The organism is Chishuiella changwenlii, assembly GCF_900142565.1.
Taxonomy (GTDB): domain Bacteria; phylum Bacteroidota; class Bacteroidia; order Flavobacteriales; family Weeksellaceae; genus Empedobacter; species Empedobacter changwenlii.
Map to the genome: position 1 here is coordinate 136,918 of NZ_FRBH01000001.1, position 19,037 is coordinate 155,954.

Annotated in this window: 16 protein-coding genes; 11 read left to right on the top strand and 5 right to left on the bottom strand. The window is 29.7% G+C overall.

The features are described 5' to 3' along the window. Positions 1-26: 26 nt before the first annotated feature. Positions 27-2,423: a heavy metal translocating P-type ATPase gene (locus tag BUA86_RS00665; protein ID WP_072928894.1), complete on the bottom strand. Its 2,397-nt coding sequence runs from the start codon at positions 2,421-2,423 to the stop codon at positions 27-29. A 76-nt stretch (positions 2,424-2,499) separates the two neighbouring features. Between BUA86_RS00665 and BUA86_RS00670 the strand changes: the two genes are divergently transcribed. Next, on the top strand, positions 2,500-3,207 hold the full coding sequence (locus BUA86_RS00670) for a Crp/Fnr family transcriptional regulator (protein ID WP_072928896.1): 708 nt from the start codon (positions 2,500-2,502) through the stop codon (positions 3,205-3,207). Positions 3,208-3,327: 120 nt separating this feature from the next. Here BUA86_RS00670 and BUA86_RS00675 read toward each other — a convergent pair whose 3' ends face one another. The 3 genes from BUA86_RS00675 to BUA86_RS00685 all read right to left on the bottom strand — a co-directional run bounded on the left by BUA86_RS00675 (position 3,328) and on the right by BUA86_RS00685 (position 6,268). Beyond that, on the bottom strand, positions 3,328-4,038 hold the full coding sequence (locus tag BUA86_RS00675; protein ID WP_072928897.1) for a DNA alkylation repair protein: 711 nt from the start codon (positions 4,036-4,038) through the stop codon (positions 3,328-3,330). A 66-nt stretch (positions 4,039-4,104) separates the two neighbouring features. Next, positions 4,105-5,331: a GTPase HflX gene (hflX, locus tag BUA86_RS00680; RefSeq protein ID WP_072928899.1), complete on the bottom strand. Its 1,227-nt coding sequence runs from the start codon at positions 5,329-5,331 to the stop codon at positions 4,105-4,107. 67 nt (positions 5,332-5,398) lie between these two features. Next, positions 5,399-6,268: a tyrosine-protein phosphatase gene (locus tag BUA86_RS00685; RefSeq protein ID WP_072928901.1), complete on the bottom strand. Its 870-nt coding sequence runs from the start codon at positions 6,266-6,268 to the stop codon at positions 5,399-5,401. Between the two features lie 293 nt (positions 6,269-6,561). Between BUA86_RS00685 and hisG the strand changes: the two genes are divergently transcribed. From hisG to hisIE, 10 genes are all read left to right on the top strand, one after another. After that, complete coding sequence (hisG, locus tag BUA86_RS00690) at positions 6,562-7,419, top strand: ATP phosphoribosyltransferase (protein WP_072928903.1); 858 nt, start codon at positions 6,562-6,564, stop codon at positions 7,417-7,419. A 93-nt stretch (positions 7,420-7,512) separates the two neighbouring features. Further along, complete coding sequence (gene hisD, locus BUA86_RS00695) at positions 7,513-8,790, top strand: histidinol dehydrogenase (protein ID WP_072928905.1); 1,278 nt, start codon at positions 7,513-7,515, stop codon at positions 8,788-8,790. Positions 8,791-8,858: 68 nt separating this feature from the next. Beyond that, positions 8,859-9,899 carry a histidinol-phosphate transaminase gene (hisC, locus tag BUA86_RS00700; RefSeq protein ID WP_072928907.1) on the top strand — a complete coding sequence of 347 codons (1,041 nt, stop codon included), beginning with the start codon at positions 8,859-8,861 and terminating at the stop codon, positions 9,897-9,899. Positions 9,900-10,027: 128 nt separating this feature from the next. Beyond that, on the top strand, positions 10,028-10,369 hold the full coding sequence (locus BUA86_RS00705; RefSeq protein WP_143147216.1) for a four helix bundle protein: 342 nt from the start codon (positions 10,028-10,030) through the stop codon (positions 10,367-10,369). Between the two features lie 45 nt (positions 10,370-10,414). Continuing rightward, on the top strand, positions 10,415-11,548 hold the full coding sequence (gene hisB / locus BUA86_RS00710) for a bifunctional histidinol-phosphatase/imidazoleglycerol-phosphate dehydratase HisB (protein WP_072928909.1): 1,134 nt from the start codon (positions 10,415-10,417) through the stop codon (positions 11,546-11,548). 94 nt (positions 11,549-11,642) lie between these two features. After that, complete coding sequence (gene hisH, locus BUA86_RS00715; RefSeq protein WP_072928911.1) at positions 11,643-12,221, top strand: imidazole glycerol phosphate synthase subunit HisH; 579 nt, start codon at positions 11,643-11,645, stop codon at positions 12,219-12,221. A 15-nt stretch (positions 12,222-12,236) separates the two neighbouring features. Beyond that, the gene (locus BUA86_RS00720; protein ID WP_072928913.1) at positions 12,237-15,356 is read left to right on the top strand and encodes a S41 family peptidase; all 3,120 of its coding nucleotides are present in this window, start codon (positions 12,237-12,239) and stop codon (positions 15,354-15,356) included. 72 nt (positions 15,357-15,428) lie between these two features. Next, positions 15,429-16,145, top strand: a complete 717-nt coding sequence (gene hisA / locus BUA86_RS00725) for a 1-(5-phosphoribosyl)-5-[(5-phosphoribosylamino)methylideneamino]imidazole-4-carboxamide isomerase (protein WP_072928914.1) — start codon at positions 15,429-15,431, stop codon at positions 16,143-16,145. 65 nt (positions 16,146-16,210) lie between these two features. Beyond that, on the top strand, positions 16,211-16,963 hold the full coding sequence (hisF, locus tag BUA86_RS00730; RefSeq protein ID WP_072928916.1) for an imidazole glycerol phosphate synthase subunit HisF: 753 nt from the start codon (positions 16,211-16,213) through the stop codon (positions 16,961-16,963). Next, positions 16,960-17,571: a bifunctional phosphoribosyl-AMP cyclohydrolase/phosphoribosyl-ATP diphosphatase HisIE gene (gene hisIE / locus BUA86_RS00735; protein WP_072928918.1), complete on the top strand. Its 612-nt coding sequence runs from the start codon at positions 16,960-16,962 to the stop codon at positions 17,569-17,571. Before hisF ends, hisIE begins: the two co-directional genes overlap by 4 nt. Positions 17,572-17,659: 88 nt before the next feature. On the opposite strand, the gene BUA86_RS00740 is transcribed toward hisIE, so the two are convergent. Continuing rightward, a complete protein-coding gene (locus BUA86_RS00740; RefSeq protein ID WP_072928920.1) occupies positions 17,660-19,027 on the bottom strand; it encodes a hypothetical protein in 1,368 nt (455 codons plus the stop codon). Positions 19,028-19,037: the final 10 nt, after the last annotated feature.

The window sequence follows — 19,037 nt, forward strand, 5'->3', positions numbered from 1 at the left end:
GGGCTATATATATCCCTAATTTAAAATCAATCTAAATTCCATTTTGTTAATTTATCTGCAACTCGAGTACTCACAGTAGCAAATATTAATACTGAAATAGAACTTATTGGCATTAGAATAGCGGCAACAACTGGCTGTAAATAACCAGAAACGGCAAAACTAAGACCTATGATATTATATAGAAAACTTATAATGAAAGCTATCTTCACAAAAAACATTGTTTTGTGTGAAAGTTTTAAGAAATTTGGAATTGCTTTAAAACTTTTCGCATCCAAGATTCCGTCACACGATGGAGAAAAACTATTAATATCTTCGGAGATTGAAATTCCAACTGTACTTTGTTTTAAAGCTCCAGCATCATTTAAACCATCACCTAACATCATTACTTTTTTTCCACTAGCTTCTAAATTCTTTATATAATCTAATTTATCTGCTGGGGATTGATTAAAAATCAAATGAGCACTTTTTGGAAAAATTGTCTGTAAGTAATCCTTTTCAGAATCATTATCTCCAGAAAGCACATGCAGTTGATAATTATGCAATTCATTCAGTAAATTATCTAAACCTTTTCGGTATCTGTTTGTGTAAACAAATTTACCAAAAACTTCTCCATTAATCGCTATATAAACTTGAGATTGATTTAATCTTAACTCATTAAAAATAGCTCCAACAAACTTCTCAGAACCAACCTTTATCAATTGACCATCTACTTCTGCTTGTTGCCCTTTACCAACAATTTCTTCGTAGTTTGTAATGGCAAAACTATCTTCAACTTTTAGTTTTTTGTACAAGCTTCTACTAAGCGGATGATTAGAGTTTCTAATTACAGATTTCACTAACTGTCTATGATAATCTGTTAACTCTAAACCTTCGTACACAATTTGTGCTTCATCACTTTCTGTTATCGTTCCTGTTTTATCAAAAACTACATCAGTAATTTTATCCATTCGTTCTATGGTAGAAGTATTTTTAACATAGAATCGTTTGTTTCCAAAAATACGCATCATGTGTCCCAAAATAAATGGAGATGATAAACCTAATGCACAAGGACATGCTATGATTAGAATTGATGTTACGACATCTAATATTTTTGAAGTATCGTGAATATACCAATAGACAGCAGAAATTGCTGTTATGAATAAAATGATTAAAGTAAAATAGTGACTAATTTTATTTGTTAATGCATTTAATTGGGATTCTTCTTTCTGGAAAGCTTCATTATTCCACAATTGAGTTAAATAACTTTGATTAACATCCGAAATAATTTCTAATTCGATTGCATGACCAGATTGTTTACCTCCAGCAAAAATTTTATCTCCTGCTTTTTTAGAAATTAATCTTGATTCTCCTGTAACAAATGAATTATCAATCATTGCTTCGCCTTTCATTAAAATTGCATCGGCAGGAATAATTTCTTCGTTACGAATTAATATTCTATCTCCTTTTTTTAAATCGGCTAATAAAATTGGTCGTTCATGTCCATTTTCTAATTTTGCTACTGCAATTGGATAAAAAGATTTGTAATCTCTATCAAACGCTAAAGCTTGCATTGTTTGTTGTTGAAACCATTTTCCTGTTAACATTAAAAACAATAACATTGCTAGCGTATCAAAATATCCAGGAGAAATATCAAAAATAATGTCATAAGTCGACTTAAACATTATAACAATAATTCCTAAGGCAATTGGTACATCGATATTGATGTATTTATTTCTTAGTCCTTGCCAAGCAGAAACAAAATAATCTGTTGATGAATAGAAAAAAACAGGTAAAGAAAGTGCAAACATCGTCCAACGGAAATATCCTTTATTCTGATCTAACCATTGTTCTTTTACATTTCCAAAAACTTCTACATATTCTGGAAAAGATAGTAACATAATATTTCCAAAACAAAAAGCTGCAATTACCAGTTTACTAACTAGCGACCTGTCTACTTTACTTTTCTTCTTTTTATCTAATGTTTTTAGATTAATTGATGGCTTATATCCCAAATTTGTAATGAATCGAGCTAAGTCACCCAATTTTAATTCTTCGTCTCTATAAGTTACTTGAACTGTTTTTTGAGAGAAGTTTACATTAGAAGAAATTATATGAGAATTTATGGTATTTAAACTCTCTAATAACCATACACAAGATGTACAATGCATTACGGGGACAAAAAATGACACAACCGTTACACCATCATCAGAAAAATCGACAACTTTATCAAAAATTTCTTTTGTGTTTAAAAAGTCAAATTGATGATTACTTTTTCCGTCCGGACGCACTCCAGCATTACGATTAAGATCGTAATAATCCTTTAAATCGTTTACATTCAATATTTCATAAACGGTTTTGCAACCTTGACAACAAAAGTCCTTATCATCGAACTGAATTACCTCTTCTTCAATCAGTTGACCACAATGAAAACAATTTTCTTCCATACTATTTTGCAAAATTACTTTCCTTTTAGCAGAATTAACGTTAACTTTGTATGAATTAAGTCATAACTAATAATACATGTCAGAATTTAATGAAAATGTAGCCTCTATTAAAGCTATGTTTGATACTCCTGAAGCTTTTGGAGTTTTTAGTAAAGAAGAATTATTGGAGTTTGAACAAGAAAAAAAAGTTCTAAATTTTAAAAAAAGTGATGAAATTATTCAAGAAGGACACACGCCTAAAGGAATTTACTGCATCATAAAAGGAACAGCAAAGCTTTTCAAGATTGGTTTTAATGGAAAAGAACAAATTCTACGTTTCATTAACGAAGGAGACATTATCGGTTATCGATCTATCTTGAGTCAAGAAGTTTTTGGAGCATCTGCAACAGCAATGACGCCAATTGAAATTTATTATATTCCAGAAAAATTCTTTTTAAGATTCTTAGAAGTTAACCCTAAATTAGCTTTTAATATTTTACAACGTATTGCAAAAGATTTAGGTGAATATGCTAGAACAATTACTTATTTAGCACAAAAAACTGTTCGCGAACGTTTAGCCGAGGTTTTAATCTTATTAGAAGGGAAACTTGGTACAGACAAAGATGGTTTTATAAATATTTCATTGACTCGCGAAGAAATGGCTAATTTAATTGGTACAGCAACAGAGTCTGCTATTCGATTAATTTCTGAGTTTAAAACAGACGGATTAATTGAAGGAGAAGGTCGAAAAATTAAAATTTTAGATCGCCAAAAATTAACTAAATTAGGTCACGTTATCCTGTAAAAAATTTACTTTATAATTTTAGAGCCTGTTTAAAATTTATCTAATAATTTGTTTATGCCTCTTTTTGGCTATAAACAGTTTCATAATATAAATAAAAAAGTCGCTTACTAAGCGACTTTTTTATTTTAATTTCATGTAATAATCTTTTACAGAAGGTTCTAATTTTTCTAGTGCATAACGCAAAGAAGTTCTTGGTAATTTTATTGCATACTCATCAAGAAAATCAATTAAAACACTTTCATCTTTTTTCCCCATTTCTCTCAACATCCAGCCATTTGCTTTGTGCATTAAATCGTGAGAATGATTCATATTTCTTAAAACCATTTCAGTAACGATTTCTAATGATTGTTGACGAATAAAATACATCGTAGAAACTATTGCTATTCGTTTTTCCCATAAATCATCTGACGAAGCTAAATTATATAAGATTTGTTCCTCATTTTCGTGAAAACAATAATGCCCAACTATTTTGTAACAGCTTGTATCTACTAAATCCCAATTATTAATACGAGATGTCTGAGATAAATAAAATAATACGATTTCTTTTTTCTCTTGAATGTCTTTTGTTTTTTCGTATTTAAAAACCAACATCAATAAAGACGTTAGTCTATATTCATGAATATTGTAAGACAATAAATCTTCTATTTCTTTTAGAGATATATTCTGAAAATATTGTTTAGCAATTAATCGTTGTTCTGGAACAGTTATGCCTAAAAAAGTATCTCCTTCTCCATATTCTCCTTTATCTGTTTTAAAAAATCGCATTAATATTTTTGCTTTTTCAGGATTTGCCAAAGCTTGTAATGTGAATTTTATTTCGTTCAGAATCATTTTATAAAAATTAAAGAGATTTTAAATTACAAAAAAAAGAGTTCATTTTTGAACTCTTCTTGTATTTTATTCTTCTGTTTCTTCTTCAGATTCTTCCTCGTAATACTGAAATAAGAAATTGTTGTAAGGAAAACGCTTTGTATGAATATCCTTTACTTCTTCATAAACTGTTTTACGCAAATCTTCTAAATTATCTTTTTCAGTTGCCGAAATAAATAATGTTGGATAATCTGTTTTTGCCATCCAAGTACGTTTCCAATCTTCTAACGAATAATTTTCGAACTTTTTCTCAGATAAATCGTCCTCATCTTGTTTCACATAAGAGAAATTATCAATCTTATTAAAAACCATAATAGTTGGTTTTTCTTTAGATTCTATTTCTGCTAAGATTTGATTAACCGAATTTACATGATCTTCAAAACTTGTATGTGAAATATCTACAACATGTACCAATAAATCTGCTTCTCTTACCTCATCTAAAGTAGATTTAAAAGACTCTACCAATTGTGTTGGTAATTTTCTAATAAACCCAACTGTATCAGTTAATAAAAATGGTAGATTTCCAATTACCACCTTACGAACAGTTGTATCTAAAGTTGCAAATAATTTATTTTCTGCAAATACTTCCGACTTCGATAAAACATTCATTAAAGTAGATTTACCAACATTGGTATATCCAACTAAAGCAACACGAACTAAAGCTCCACGATTTTTACGTTGTGTCGCCATTTGTCTATCTATTCCTTTTAGTTTTTCTTTTAATAATGTAATTCTATCACGGATAATACGTCTATCTGTTTCAATTTCCGTTTCCCCAGGACCACGCATACCAATACCACCTCGCTGACGCTCTAAGTGAGTCCACATACGCGTTAATCGTGGTAATAAATATTGATATTGAGCTAATTCTACTTGCGTACGCGCATAAGATGTTTGTGCTCTTTGTGCGAAAATATCTAAAATTAATTGTGTACGGTCTATAATTTTTTTGTTAACAACTTTCTCTATATTCTTTAGTTGAGAAGGCGTTAATTCGTCGTCAAAAATAACTGTATCAATGTCATATTCTTCTACGAAAGCAGTAATTTCATCTAATTTTCCACTTCCTACAAAAAATTTAGAATCTGGCTTATCCATTCTTTGTGTAAAACGTTCGCCAACTGTAGCTCCTGCTGTATAAGCTAGGAACTCTAATTCATCCATGTATTCAGTCAGTTTTTCTTCGGATTGTTCACGTGTAATTAATCCTACTAAAACGACTTTTTCGTAATTTGTTTCTTTCTTTTCTAACATAAATCTCTACAAAAATACTATAAAGTTTTTATCTTACTCTGTTTTTACTGTTTAAGTATATCAACATTTATTCCATGTATTTTGCTTGATAGCTTCTTCTTGCCTCATCAGATATTCCTAATACATCTCGAATATAATTATCCATAGAACCATATTTTTCATCAATTGTATCAAAACTTTTCTGAAGATAGGAACGTTCTATCCAGCTTAATTTTTCTAAAACACCAATATCCATTTTTGGATATAGAAAATGAAGATTATTTGCCAATTTCAATCTCTTTTTTATAATCTTTTCTCGTTGATTATTTGATTGTAAATAGGTTTGAAATATCGTTTCATCATCAAAATTTAAAATCTTCATAATCAGTGCAGAAACAATTCCTGTTCTATCTTTTCCTGCTGTACAATGAAATAAAACGGGTTGTTCGGCATCTAAAATTTCATGAATAATTTGTTTAATAACTTCTGGTTTTTCTGTTACATATTCTACATAAAAATCTAACATTCTTTTTTCTGCATCTTCAGCATTCACTTTTCCTTTTAAAACTAATTTTCTAGCTTCTGTCAATTGATCTCCTTTATCTTCAAACGCTCTTAGGTTTATATATTCTATATCCGAAGGTAAATGATCGGGTTTATCCTCAATTTCTTGTAAAGTTCTTAGATCAATAACCTGTTTAATCCCTAGTTTTTCTAAATCTTTAAAAGAAGAAGATTTCAGTTTTTCTAAATTTGCACTTCTATAAATTTTACCAGTTTTTAATTTTTTATTGTCTTGATTTTCTATCCCTCCTAAATCACGTAAATTATAAACTTTCTTTAGTTTAATTTCTTTATTACCACCATTATTCACACCATATTCTGGTTGACTAAATCGATAAGATGAACACGAAATTGTGGTTGAAATAATTAGTAGAAAAATGATATTTTTTAGCATGTTTTATTATTGATTTATTAGTCTAAAAGTAATCAATTGAAATAATAAATTTGGAAATAACAAAAAAACTTTTTTACCTTTGCTTCAACAAAAGAAAGAAAATGTACACAATACAATTCCATCATCATCACCATCATACTTGCACTCAAGCGAGCTGATTGTGATATGGACATGTGTCAAATAATATATCTAAATCCCGTTTGAGTAAATCAAACGGGATTTTTTTTGTTACTTCTATGGTTATTTAATCTATTTCTTCGCGATTTACTCAAACTAAAAATATAAAATTGAAAATGAGTAAATTAAAAATAGCCATTCAGAAAAGTGGTAGACTAAGTGAAAAATCACTCGAATTATTAAAAGATTGCGGTATAAAAATACCAGCAAGTACTCGAAAATTAAGAACTGAATCTCCTAATTTTCCAATCGAAATTTTATTCCTTCGTGACGATGATATTCCACAATATGTAGAACAAGGCGTTGCTGATATTGGTATTTTAGGAGAAAATGAAGTTTGGGAAAAAGCAAAAGATGTTATCAACATTCGTCAGTTAGGATTTGCAGGTTGTAAACTTTGTTTAGCTATTCCGAAAGATGAAAAGTATACCGATTTATCTTACTTCCAAGATAAAAAAATTGCGACTTCTTATCCTCGTATTTTACAAAATTTCTTTGATGAGAAAGGAATCAATGTTAAAATAGAAGAAATTGGCGGGAGCGTAGAAATTGCACCAAGTATTGGGTTAGCAAATGCCATTTTTGATATCGTTTCTACAGGTTCTACTTTATTAACAAATGGATTAAAAGAAGTTGAAACCGTTGTAGAATCTCAAGCTATTTTAATTTCTAATAAAAATTTAGAACAAGAAAAACAAGCAATCTTAGATCGTTTAATCTTTAGAATAGAAGCTGTAAAACAATCCTCAGAAAACAAATACATTCTGCTTAATGCGCCAAATAATAAGCTAGATGAAATTATTGCCTTATTACCAGGAATGAAATCTCCCACAGTTTTACCATTAGCACAAGAAGGATGGTCTTCTATACATACTGTTATAAAAGAGGATACTTTTTGGGAAATTATCGAACAATTAAAAGAGTTTGGCGCAGAAGGTATTTTAGTATTAGAAATAGAAAAAATGATTCTTTAACAGTTAGAATGTTTTTAAGTTGAAAGGTATTTAAGTTATAAATCACAAAAACCTCTAGCACTGAAAAACTGCTACACATAAACACTGAAAAAAATGAACACATACATATATCCTCCATTAACAGAATGGCTCGAATTATCTAATCGTCCAACAAAAGAAACACAAGATTTGCAACAAGTTGTTTTAAATGTTTTTGATGAGATACAAAATAAAAAAGATAAAGCATTAATAGAACTTACAGAGAAGTTTGACAATGTAAAATTGTCTAATCTTTATGTTTCCAAACAAGAAATAGAAGAGGCAAAAAGTTTAATTACTGATGATTTAAAAAATGCTATACAATTAGCTGCTAAAAATATTGAGAAGTTTCACTCAGCTCAACAAGAAGAAATAAAAATAATTGAAACAACAAAAGGTGTTAATTGTTGGAGAGAATCTCGTGGAATAGAAAATGTCGGGATTTATATTCCTGGAGGAACAGCTCCATTATTTTCTACTGTTTTAATGTTAGGGATTCCTGCAAAATTAGCCAATTGTAAAAACATTACATTGTGCACTCCTCCAAACAAAGAAGGTAAAATTAATCCTGCAATTCTATATACAGCAGATCTTATCGGAATAAATACTATTTATAAAATTGGCGGAATACAAGCAATTGGTGCGTTAACTTTCGGTACTGAAACTATTGAAAAAGTAGATAAAATTTTTGGTCCAGGAAACCAATATGTAACCGCTGCAAAACAAGTTGCTCAAAATTTTGGTGTTGCTATTGATATGCCCGCTGGACCAAGTGAAGTATTAGTTATCGCAGATAACACATCTGTCCCAAAATATGTCGCAGCAGATTTATTATCTCAAGCTGAACACGGAGTCGACTCTCAAGTAATTTTATTAACGGATAATGAGAATATTTTAAACGAAACAATTCAAGAATTAGAAAAACAATTAAACGTATTACCTCGAAAAGAATTTGCTGCAAAAGCTTTGGAAAATTCGAGAGGAATTGTTTTAAAAAGTATAGATGATTGTGTCAATTTCTCTAATATTTATGCGCCCGAACATTTAATTTTTGCTTATGAAAAAGCTGAAGATTATACTGACAAAATAATAAATGCTGGTTCTGTTTTCTTAGGAAATTACAGTTGCGAAAGTGCTGGAGATTATGCTTCGGGCACAAATCACACTTTACCAACAAATGGTTATGCAAAGAATTATTCTGGTGTTTCTTTAGATAGTTTTATTAAGAAAATCACTTTCCAGAAATTAACAAAAGAAGGAATTCAGAATATTGGTCCCGCTATAGAATTAATGGCAGAAGCAGAAGAATTATTTGCTCATAAAAATGCTGTAACGCTTCGTCTAAAAAGTTAGTCAGTTATTAAATTTTAAGGCATTACATTATTAAAAGCAAAAACATAATCACACAACAACTAAAAAACATGTTCAACATAAATAATATTATTCGTTCTAATGTAAAAGCCATGAAAGCCTATTCATCGGCAAGAGACGAATTTCAAGAAATTAATAATAATTTCATTTTTTTAGATGCAAACGAAAATCCATTCGATAATGGATTAAATCGTTATCCTGATCCTTTACAACGAAATGTAAAAGCAGTTTTAAGTCAACTTAAGAATTTTCCAGCAGATCAGATTTTATTAGGTAATGGAAGCGATGAAGTATTGGATTTAATTTTTCGTGCATTTTGTGAACCAAATCAAGACAATGTTATTTCTATTTCTCCTTCTTATGGAATGTATAATGTTTTAGCAAACTTAAATGCTATTGAATATAGAAAATCATTATTAAATGAATCTGATTTTCAACCTAATGTAAAAGATATATTCAATAAAATAGATGATAACACTAAAATGATTTTTCTATGTTCTCCAAACAATCCCACAGGAGAAATAATTAAGAAAGAATATATTTTAGAAATCGTACAAAATTTTGATGGATTAGTGATTATTGATGAGGCCTATATTGACTTTTCTGATGAAAAATCTTGGTTAGAGGAAATCAAAAATTATCCTAATCTTATTGTTATTCAAACTTTATCTAAAGCATTTGGTTTAGCGGGGATTCGCTTAGGAATTTTATATGCAAGTGCCGAAATTATAGCAGTGTTAAATAAGATAAAACCTCCATACAATATCAATCAATTAACGCAGGAAAAAGCATTGAAAATCTTAAACGATTATGATAAAATAAAATTCTCAACTAAAACAATTCTCAATCAAAAGCAATATCTTGAAAGAGCTTTACAAAAGTTTTCTTTTATAAAAAAGATCTATCCAAGCGATGCGAATTTTATTTTAATAAAAGTTGATAACGCCACAGGACGTTACAACGAATTAATAAAAAAAGGAATTGTAATTAGAAATAGAACGAACGATGATTTGTGTGAAAATTGTCTTCGAATAACTGTTGGAACAAAAGAAGAAAATGAGAAATTAATAAGCCAGTTCTTAAGTTTTTAGATTTAGACATAAGACGTAAGTTTTTAAGATATAAGAAAAAATTTAATCTTATAATTTTTATACTTAAAATTTATAACTTATTAAACTTAACCTAAAAAGATTAAATCTATGACAACTTTTAAAATCTTATTGTTTGGCAGAAATCACACAAACTTGTTTTAAATATTTATGAATTAACTAAATCATTTCCTCGAGAAGAAATTTATGGCTTAACAAGTCAAATAAGACGAGCTTCTGTTTCAATTTCAGCAAATATTGTTGAAGGAAAAAAGAAAAAGACTATTCCTCATCAATTAAGTTTTATAAATATTGCAGAAGGTTCATTGGAAGAGGTTAAATATTTTTTAATCTTAAGTAAAGATCTAGAATATATTACACAAGAAAAATATTACGAATTTAAAAAAGATACTGAAGAAATAGGAAAGCTTTTAAATGGTTATGAGAAATTTTTAAAAAATCAAAAACCTTAAATCTTATAATCTTACACCTTAAATCTTAAAAAATAACTTACAGAAATGAAAAAAATACTTTATATAGACCGTGACGGAACAATGATTTTAGAACCGAGTGATTACCAAATCGACAGTTTCGATAAACTAGAATTTTATCCTGAAGTATTTACATACTTAGGTAAAATAGCTAAAGAATTAGATTTCGAATTAGTCATGGTAACAAACCAAGATGGTTTAGGAACTACATCGCATCCAGAGGAAAATTTTTGGCCAATTCAGAATTTTATTATCAAAGCATTCGAAAATGAAGGTGTAAAATTTGAAGCTATTTATATCGATAAAACTTTTCCTCACGAAAATGCTCCAACGCGTAAACCTAATATTGGGTTATTAACAAAATACATTAATAATCCTGCTTACGATTTAGCCAACTCTTTTGTTATTGGAGATAGAATAACTGATGTAAAATTGGCACAGAATCTTGGTGCAAAAGGAATTTTCATTGTAAATGATGAAACTTTAGGAGCGAATGAAATTGTGAATGATGATGTCTTAGATGACGTTGTTGCTTTAAAAACAACTTCTTGGAAAGAGATTTACGAATTTCTAAAACTGGAAAATAGATCAGCTTCAATTGAACGAAATACAAACGAAACAAAAATAAAAATTGAACTGAATTTAGATGGAACTGGAAAATCAGCCATTTCTACCGGAATTCATTTTTTTGACCACATGTTAGATCAAATTGCACGTCATGGACAAATGGATTTAAATGTAAAGGTAGATGGAGATTTAGAAGTCGACGAACACCACACGATAGAAGATACAGCAATTGCGCTTGGTGAGGTATTTTCTAAAGCTTTAGGAAATAAATTAGGTATAGAAAGATATGGTTTTACTCTTCCTATGGATGATTGTTTAGCACAAGTTACTATTGATTTTGGAGGAAGAAATTGGTTGGTTTGGGAAGCAGATTTTAAACGTGAAATGATTGGGCAAATGCCGACAGAAATGTTTTATCACTTCTTTAAATCTTTTACAGATGGAGCAAAAGCTAATCTTAATATAAAAGCGGAAGGAACAAACGAGCATCACAAAATAGAGGCTATTTTTAAAGCATTTGCTAAAGCAATAAAAGTGGCTGTAAAACGTGATTCCGACAAAATGATTCTTCCAAGTACAAAAGGAATGCTATAGCGTTACGATGTGTTTAAGTTAGTCTGTTTGTAAATTCTTTCAAAAAAATAAACACATCACAACTTAAACACTTAACAACATTTAAAAACAAAAGATGATTGCAATAATAAAATACAATGCTGGAAATGTAAAATCTGTCTACAATGCGGTTACTCGTTTGGGATATGATGCTATAATTACAGATAATTTTACAGAAATCCATCAAGCCGATAAAGTAATTTTTCCAGGAGTTGGAGAAGCAAGTTCGGCTATGAAATACCTTAAAGAAAAAGGATTAGATCAAGTCATTAAAAATTTAAAACAACCAACATTAGGTATTTGTTTAGGACAACAATTAATGTGTGAATACTCGGAAGAAGGTAATACAGATTGTTTAAATATTTTCCCAATTAAAGTAAAATTATTTCCTAAAACAGAAATTGTCCCACATATGGGTTGGAATACTATTACAGCATTAAAGTCTACTCTATTCAATAAAGTAAACGAAGCTTCGGATGTTTATTGTGTTCACAGCTTTTATTGTGAATTGTCTGATTATACAATTGCTAAAACAGATTACATTTTAGAATTTTCTGCTGCATTACAAAAAGATAATTTTTATGCGACACAATTTCACCCAGAAAAATCAGCAGGAATTGGAGAACAAATCCTTGAGAATTTTTTAAGTTTATAGAAAGAATACAAACACATGAGAAAAACAGTTTTTACTTTACTTTCAGTCTTTACGATAACTCAACTATCGGCACAAGAAAAAGTATATTTCACGTCAAATCCGGCATTTAGTCCAGATGCAAAAACTATCTATTTCAGCTATGATAGCGATATTTGGAAAGTAGATGCAAATGGAGGAAACGCATCTCGTATAACGGCTTTAGAAGGAGAAGAAACTAATCCCAGAGTTTCTCCAGATGGAAAATGGTTAGCATTCAGTTCTAATCAATTCGGAAATTACGATGTTTACGTAATGCCAATTAATGGTGGAGAGATTAAACAACTAACATTTCACCAAGCAAAAGACGATGTAGAAAGTTGGAGTTGGGATAGTAAAACAATTTATTTTACATCGAATCAGAATAATAATTTCGGGAGTTTTAAAATAGATATTGACGGAAAAACACCTCAACCATTATTTACCAATTATTTTAATACAACCAATGGTTTAGTAGAAACACCAAATGGAGATTATATTTTTACAAACTCTACAGAAAGTGCTAATCAAATTACACGTAAACGATACAAAGGAGAAAATAATCCAGATTTATTAAGTTACAATCCAACTTCTAAAGCATTTAAACAACTAACAACATACAACGGAAAAGATTTTAATGCGACTGTTGATAAAAAAGGAACTATCTATTTTATTTCTGATGAAAATAATGGAGAATACAATCTATATAAATTAGAAAACGGAAAAAAAGAAGCCTTAACAAAGTTTGATACTTCTATTAGAAAACCATTTGTTGCAGCGAACGGAACAAAAGTAATTTTTGAAAAAGATTATCAGTTATTTATTTATGATATCGCTTCAAAAACGTCCAATCCTGTTAATATAAATGTCAACACAAGTAAAGTAATTGCAAAAGAACAAAACTTTGATGTTGCTGATGGAGTTTCATTTTTCGATGTATCACCAGATGGTAAAAAATTAGCATTCATTAGTCGAGGAATTATTTTTGTTTCGGATATCGAAGGAAAATTTATTAACCAAATTACAGATGGTAAAGAACGTGTATTAGAAGTAAAATGGTTAAAAGACAATCAGAATTTAATTTTCAATCAAACTTATAACGGATATCAGAATTGGTTTAAAACTTCTGCCAATGGAAAAGGAAAATCTGAACAATTAACATCAGACTTAAGAAACAATAGAGATATTACATTTAGTCACGATTTATCTCAAGCTGTATATTTAAGTGGAAGAGATGAGGTTAGATTGTTAGATTTAAAATCTCTAAAATCTACAACCATTGTAAAAGATGAAATCTGGGCTTTTCAAAATTCTAAACCATCATTTTCTCCAAATGATGAGTATGTATTATTTAATGCTAAGCGTAATTTCGAACTAGATATTTTTGTTTATAATATCAAAAATAAAAAAACTATAAACCTTACTAATACAGGAATTACAGAAGAATCTCCTACTTGGTCTCCAGATGGAAAATATATTTATTTTGCAAGTGACAGAACAAATCCATCTTATCCAATGGGCATGCAAAAATCTAATATTTACCGCGCTTCTTTAGATTGGTTTGATGAAGCATACAAATCAGAAAAGTTTGATAAACTCTTTGTAGAAGAGAAAAAAGCTGAGAAAAAGGAAAAGAAAGAAGAAAAAAAGGAACTGAAAGAATTAACTGTTAATCCAGAAGGTTTCTTAGAAAGAATAGAATTAGTAACCGATCGTTTTGGGTATCAAACCAATCCTTTTGTATTTGAAGAGGATAAAAAACAACTTTTATTCTATAATTCAAATCAAGATAACGGAAAATTCCAATTGTATAAAAAGACAACTTCGGAGTTTGAAGATGATAAAACAGATAAAGTTTTTAGTAAAGGTGTTGATTACATCATCAAAAATGATAAAAATTTATTTGCTTTGATTGATGATACTGTTTACAAATTTGGCGTTAACTCTAACAGTCCAGAGAAAATTAATTTAAGTTATAATTTTAATAAAAACTTAGCTTCCGAATTTACACAAATGTATGATGAAGCTTGGGCTGGAGTTGAAGAAAACTTTTATGATGAAAATTTTCATGGAATAGATTGGAAAGCTAAAAAGTCACAATACGCAAATTATTTACCTTTTGTAAATAACCGAAACGACTTACGTATTTTATTAAATGATTTACTGGGTGAATTAAATTCTTCTCACTTAGGATTTACTTCTAACGGAAAAGAGGAAAGCAAATATTTAAATTATTTTACGAATGAAACAGGATTAGTTTTCAAAAACGATCAACCATTTGTTGTAGATAGAATTGTAAGAAAATCTCCTGCATTCCTTAAAAATGTTGATATAAAAGAAGGCGATGTTTTAGTTGCTGTAAATAAACAAAAGGTGGACGAAACTAAAAATCGTGAAACCTATTTCACAACACCAAAAAAACTAGATGAATTAACGTTAGAATTCAATCGAAATGGAAAAACTATCACAACAAAAATTCACCCTATTTCTAACACAAGCTTTAGAGGTCTTTTATACGATGAATGGATTTACGAAAATCGTCAACGTGTAAAACAATTAAGCAATGATAGAATCGCCTATTCTTACATGAAAAATATGACATCTAGCGAATTGGATGTTTTCTTGTTAGACATGGTGGAACAAGAAAATAGAAAAGATGGTGTTATTTTAGATTTACGTTTTAATACAGGAGGAAATGTACACGATAAGGTCTTAAACTTTTTATCTCAACGTCCGTATTTAAAATGGAAATACCGTGAAGGACAATTAACAGTACAACCAAATTTCGCCCCCGCTGCAAAACCAATTGTGTTATTAATAAACGAATATTCTTTAAGTGATGCGGAGATGACAGCTGCTGGATTTAAAGCCTTGAAATTAGGAAAAATAATTGGGCAAGAAACTTACAGATGGATCATTTTTACTTCTGGAAAAGGATTAGTTGATGGTTCATTTTACAGACTTCCTTCTTGGGGAACTTATACATTAGATGGTCAGAATTTAGAAAAAACTGGTGTAAGTCCAGATATCTACATCAAAAATACATTTTTGGATAGATTAGAAAATAAAGACCCACAGCTAGAAAGAGCTGTACAAGAAATAATGAAAGAAATTAAATAAGAAGATCTGATTTAAGGCTTAAGAATACTTAAGCCTTATAATCTACTTCTAATGTTATCAAAATAATAAATGATGAGAATTATTCCCGCAATAGATATTATAGATGGAAAATGTGTTCGTTTATCGCAAGGTGATTATAACACAAAAAAAATATACAATGAACATCCATTAGAAGTCGCAAAAGAATTTGAGGATTATGGTATTCAATATCTGCATTTAGTAGATTTAGATGGTGCAAAATCTAGCCAAATAATTAACTATAAAACATTAGAACAAATTACCAATAAAACGAATTTAAAAGTTGATTTTGGAGGAGGAATAAAATCTAATGATGATAGTAGAATTGCTTTTGAATGTGGAGCAAATCAAATTACTGGAGGAAGTATTGCGGTACAAAATCCAACATTATTTAATGAGTGGATTTCTCAATACGGAAAAGAGAAAATTATATTAGGTGCAGATGCAAAAGATCGTAAAATTGCTACACATGGCTGGTTAGAAACCTCTGAATTAGATGTGATAGATTTTATTAACGAATATCAAACACAAGGAATTGAATATGTGATTTGTACAGATATTTCAAAAGATGGAATGCTTCAAGGAACATCGAATGATCTATATAAAGAAATTTTAAAAAACACGAATATAAAATTAATTGCTTCTGGTGGTGTTTCTTCTATTGACGATTTAATAAAAGTAAAAGAATTAGGTTGTGAAGGAGCAATTCTTGGTAAAGCCATTTATGAAGGAAGAATTGAATTGAAAGAAGTTGTTAAGTTATTTGGTTAATACGTTATTCGGATAGAAACTTAATCATTTAAAAACATTAAAATCGTAAATCTAAAATACAAACAGTGTTAAAAAAACGAATCATTCCATGTTTAGATATTAAAGATGGAAGAACAGTAAAAGGTATCAATTTCGAAGAATTACGAGATGCAGGAAATCCTGTAGAATTAGCTAAAAAATATGTTGATGAAGGAGCAGATGAATTAGTTTTTTTAGATATTACTGCTACGCAAGAAAAACGTAAAACATTAGCTGAAATGGTTGAAAAAATAGCAGCAGCTATTAATATTCCATTTACAGTTGGTGGAGGAATTAATTCTGTAGAAGATGCGGCTGTTGTAATAAAAGCTGGTGCAGATAAAATATCGATTAATTCATCGGCAGTAAAAAACCCTCAATTAATTAAAGATTTGGCAGCACAATTTGGTTCGCAATGTGTTGTTGTAGCAATTGATACACGAGATATAAATGGCGTACAAAAAGTTTTTATTAGCGGTGGAAAAATAGAAACCGATTGGCAAACATTAGATTGGGTAAAGAAAGTCGAAGAATTAGGCGCTGGTGAAATTCTATTAACATCTATGGACGGAGATGGTACAAAAGCTGGTTTTAAAATTGATATTACCAAAGCCGTTTCAGATTTAGTTAATATTCCCGTGATTGCCTCTGGTGGAGCAGGAAAAATGGAGCATTTTTCAGAAGTTTTTACTCAAACAAAAGCAAGTGGAGGATTAGCTGCTAGTATTTTTCACTTTGGAGAAATTCCAATTCCAGTATTAAAAAATTATTTAAAAGAACAAAATATACCCGTACGATGAAAATTGATTTCACTAAAAATAATGACGGTTTAGTTCCCGTAATTATTCAGAATTATCTTAATAATCAAGTTTTGATGTTAGGTTATATGAATCAAGAAGCTTTTGATAAAACACAAGAAATAGGAAAAGTTACTTTTTTCTCTCGTTCAAAAAATAGATTATGGACAAAAGGTGAAGAGTCTGGTAATTTTTTAGAAGTAAAAAATATTGCTATTGATTGTGATCAAGATACAATTCTTATTAAAGCAAAACCTTATGGACCAACTTGTCATACTGGTTCTGTAACTTGTTTTAAAGAAGAATCTAACAGAGGATTTGTTTATGAATTAGAACAAACAATTAACGATCGTATAGATTTAGATAATGACCCTGATTCTTACACAAACAAATTGTACAAAAAAGGAATTAATAAAGTTGCTCAAAAAGTTGGTGAAGAAGCAATAGAGGTTGTAATTGAAGCAAAAGATAATAATGATGATTTGTTTTTAGATGAATCTGCCGACCTACTTTATCACTATCTTATTCTATTAAAAGCAAAAGGATTTAAATTAGAAGATGTAGAAAACATCTTAAAAAATAGAGAAAATGGTCCTCGAAGAGAGGATTAATCAATAAAGTTTTTTGAAGTTTAAACAAGTTCAATAAAAAAGGATTGCAAATGCAATCCTTTTTTATTGATTAAATTTTTATAAAATATTAGAAAGCTCCAACAAATTGAGCACCAGCTACATTTTTCAGCTTAGCTCCTTTTGTTACTACTCCACTTCTTCTGTTTATAACATATATGTTTCCATCTTTTCCAATTGGAGATAATGGAATATACACGTTATCACCATATACTAAAATTCCTTGATGTTGGAAGAAATACATATCTATATCATAAGGTAAATTAACTTGAGTAGCTGTTCTTGAATTGAAATCTACTCTTGCTAAGAAACTTTGTGGTTGATTAGTTAATGAAGAAACTGTTGCATTTTCATGAGAATACATTAAATAAGCAATTCCGTTACCTGCATATTTCCAGTTTTCTACTGTTACACCTTTTAATCCTAAAGCTGTATCTAAATTAAATACATAAGAATTATCGTACTCATTGTTTTGACCTATTCTTAAAATATGTCCTCCACTTTGATCTCTAGAAGTTGCTTGATAAACAAATCCATCATCAGATAAGAAACTGTTTAAACTTCTATAACCAGAAGTATCTCCATGACTAACAGTAGACGTAATAACTTTTGGATTTGTAAGTGATGGATAATCTACAACAATAGTCTTAGATCCTAAACGATCAAATGTTGCTTGGTTAACGTTTCCTGTAACAGGATCTGCTTTACGCATCCATGTTCCTATGAATAATTTATCTCCCGCTTTGTTTAAAGTAGGTGAATCCATTCTAAACACATAATGACCTTTTATTTCTTCTTCTGGCGTTAATTTTATTTCAAAAGTTTGATTAGTTTTGATTTGAGGATTTTGTAAATCAATTGCAATAGTATTCGCTGTTCCTCTTGTATATTGATAAACATTATTGGCATCAAACTTATTTGCTACACCTGCAATATTATTTGCTACACCTGTTTTATCATTATCGTATAATTTCCCCCAACGAGGTGCATTTGTTACATAAGGAGTTAAATTAACTCTTGCTCCTTCTTCAGAGTAGTTTTTACCTCCTCCAATTTTATATCTACTAAAAATACCTCCATTGTCTCCATTATAAGGGATTGCATATAAAGTATTTCCATCTGTTGATGTGTACACACGAGATGTTCTTTGTGAAGGCACAAGAAAACCTTCTGCAAAAATGCTAAATTCCTTTTCAGGATTTTTCGCATCTTCTTCACTAATAGCATACACTACCATTCCTCCATTTCCATCTCCTGCAACAGAACCTGCAGCAGATCCTTGTAAAGATCCAGCAACAGTTATCCAACGATTATTTTCTGTTCCTGGTTCTCCTACTTGCGCATTTGGAGTATCATCATCACTACAACCTGTAAATGATACTGTCATTATTCCAAAAGCAAATAATGCTTTTAAAGTAGTCATAAAATGTTTTTTCATTTTGCTAAAA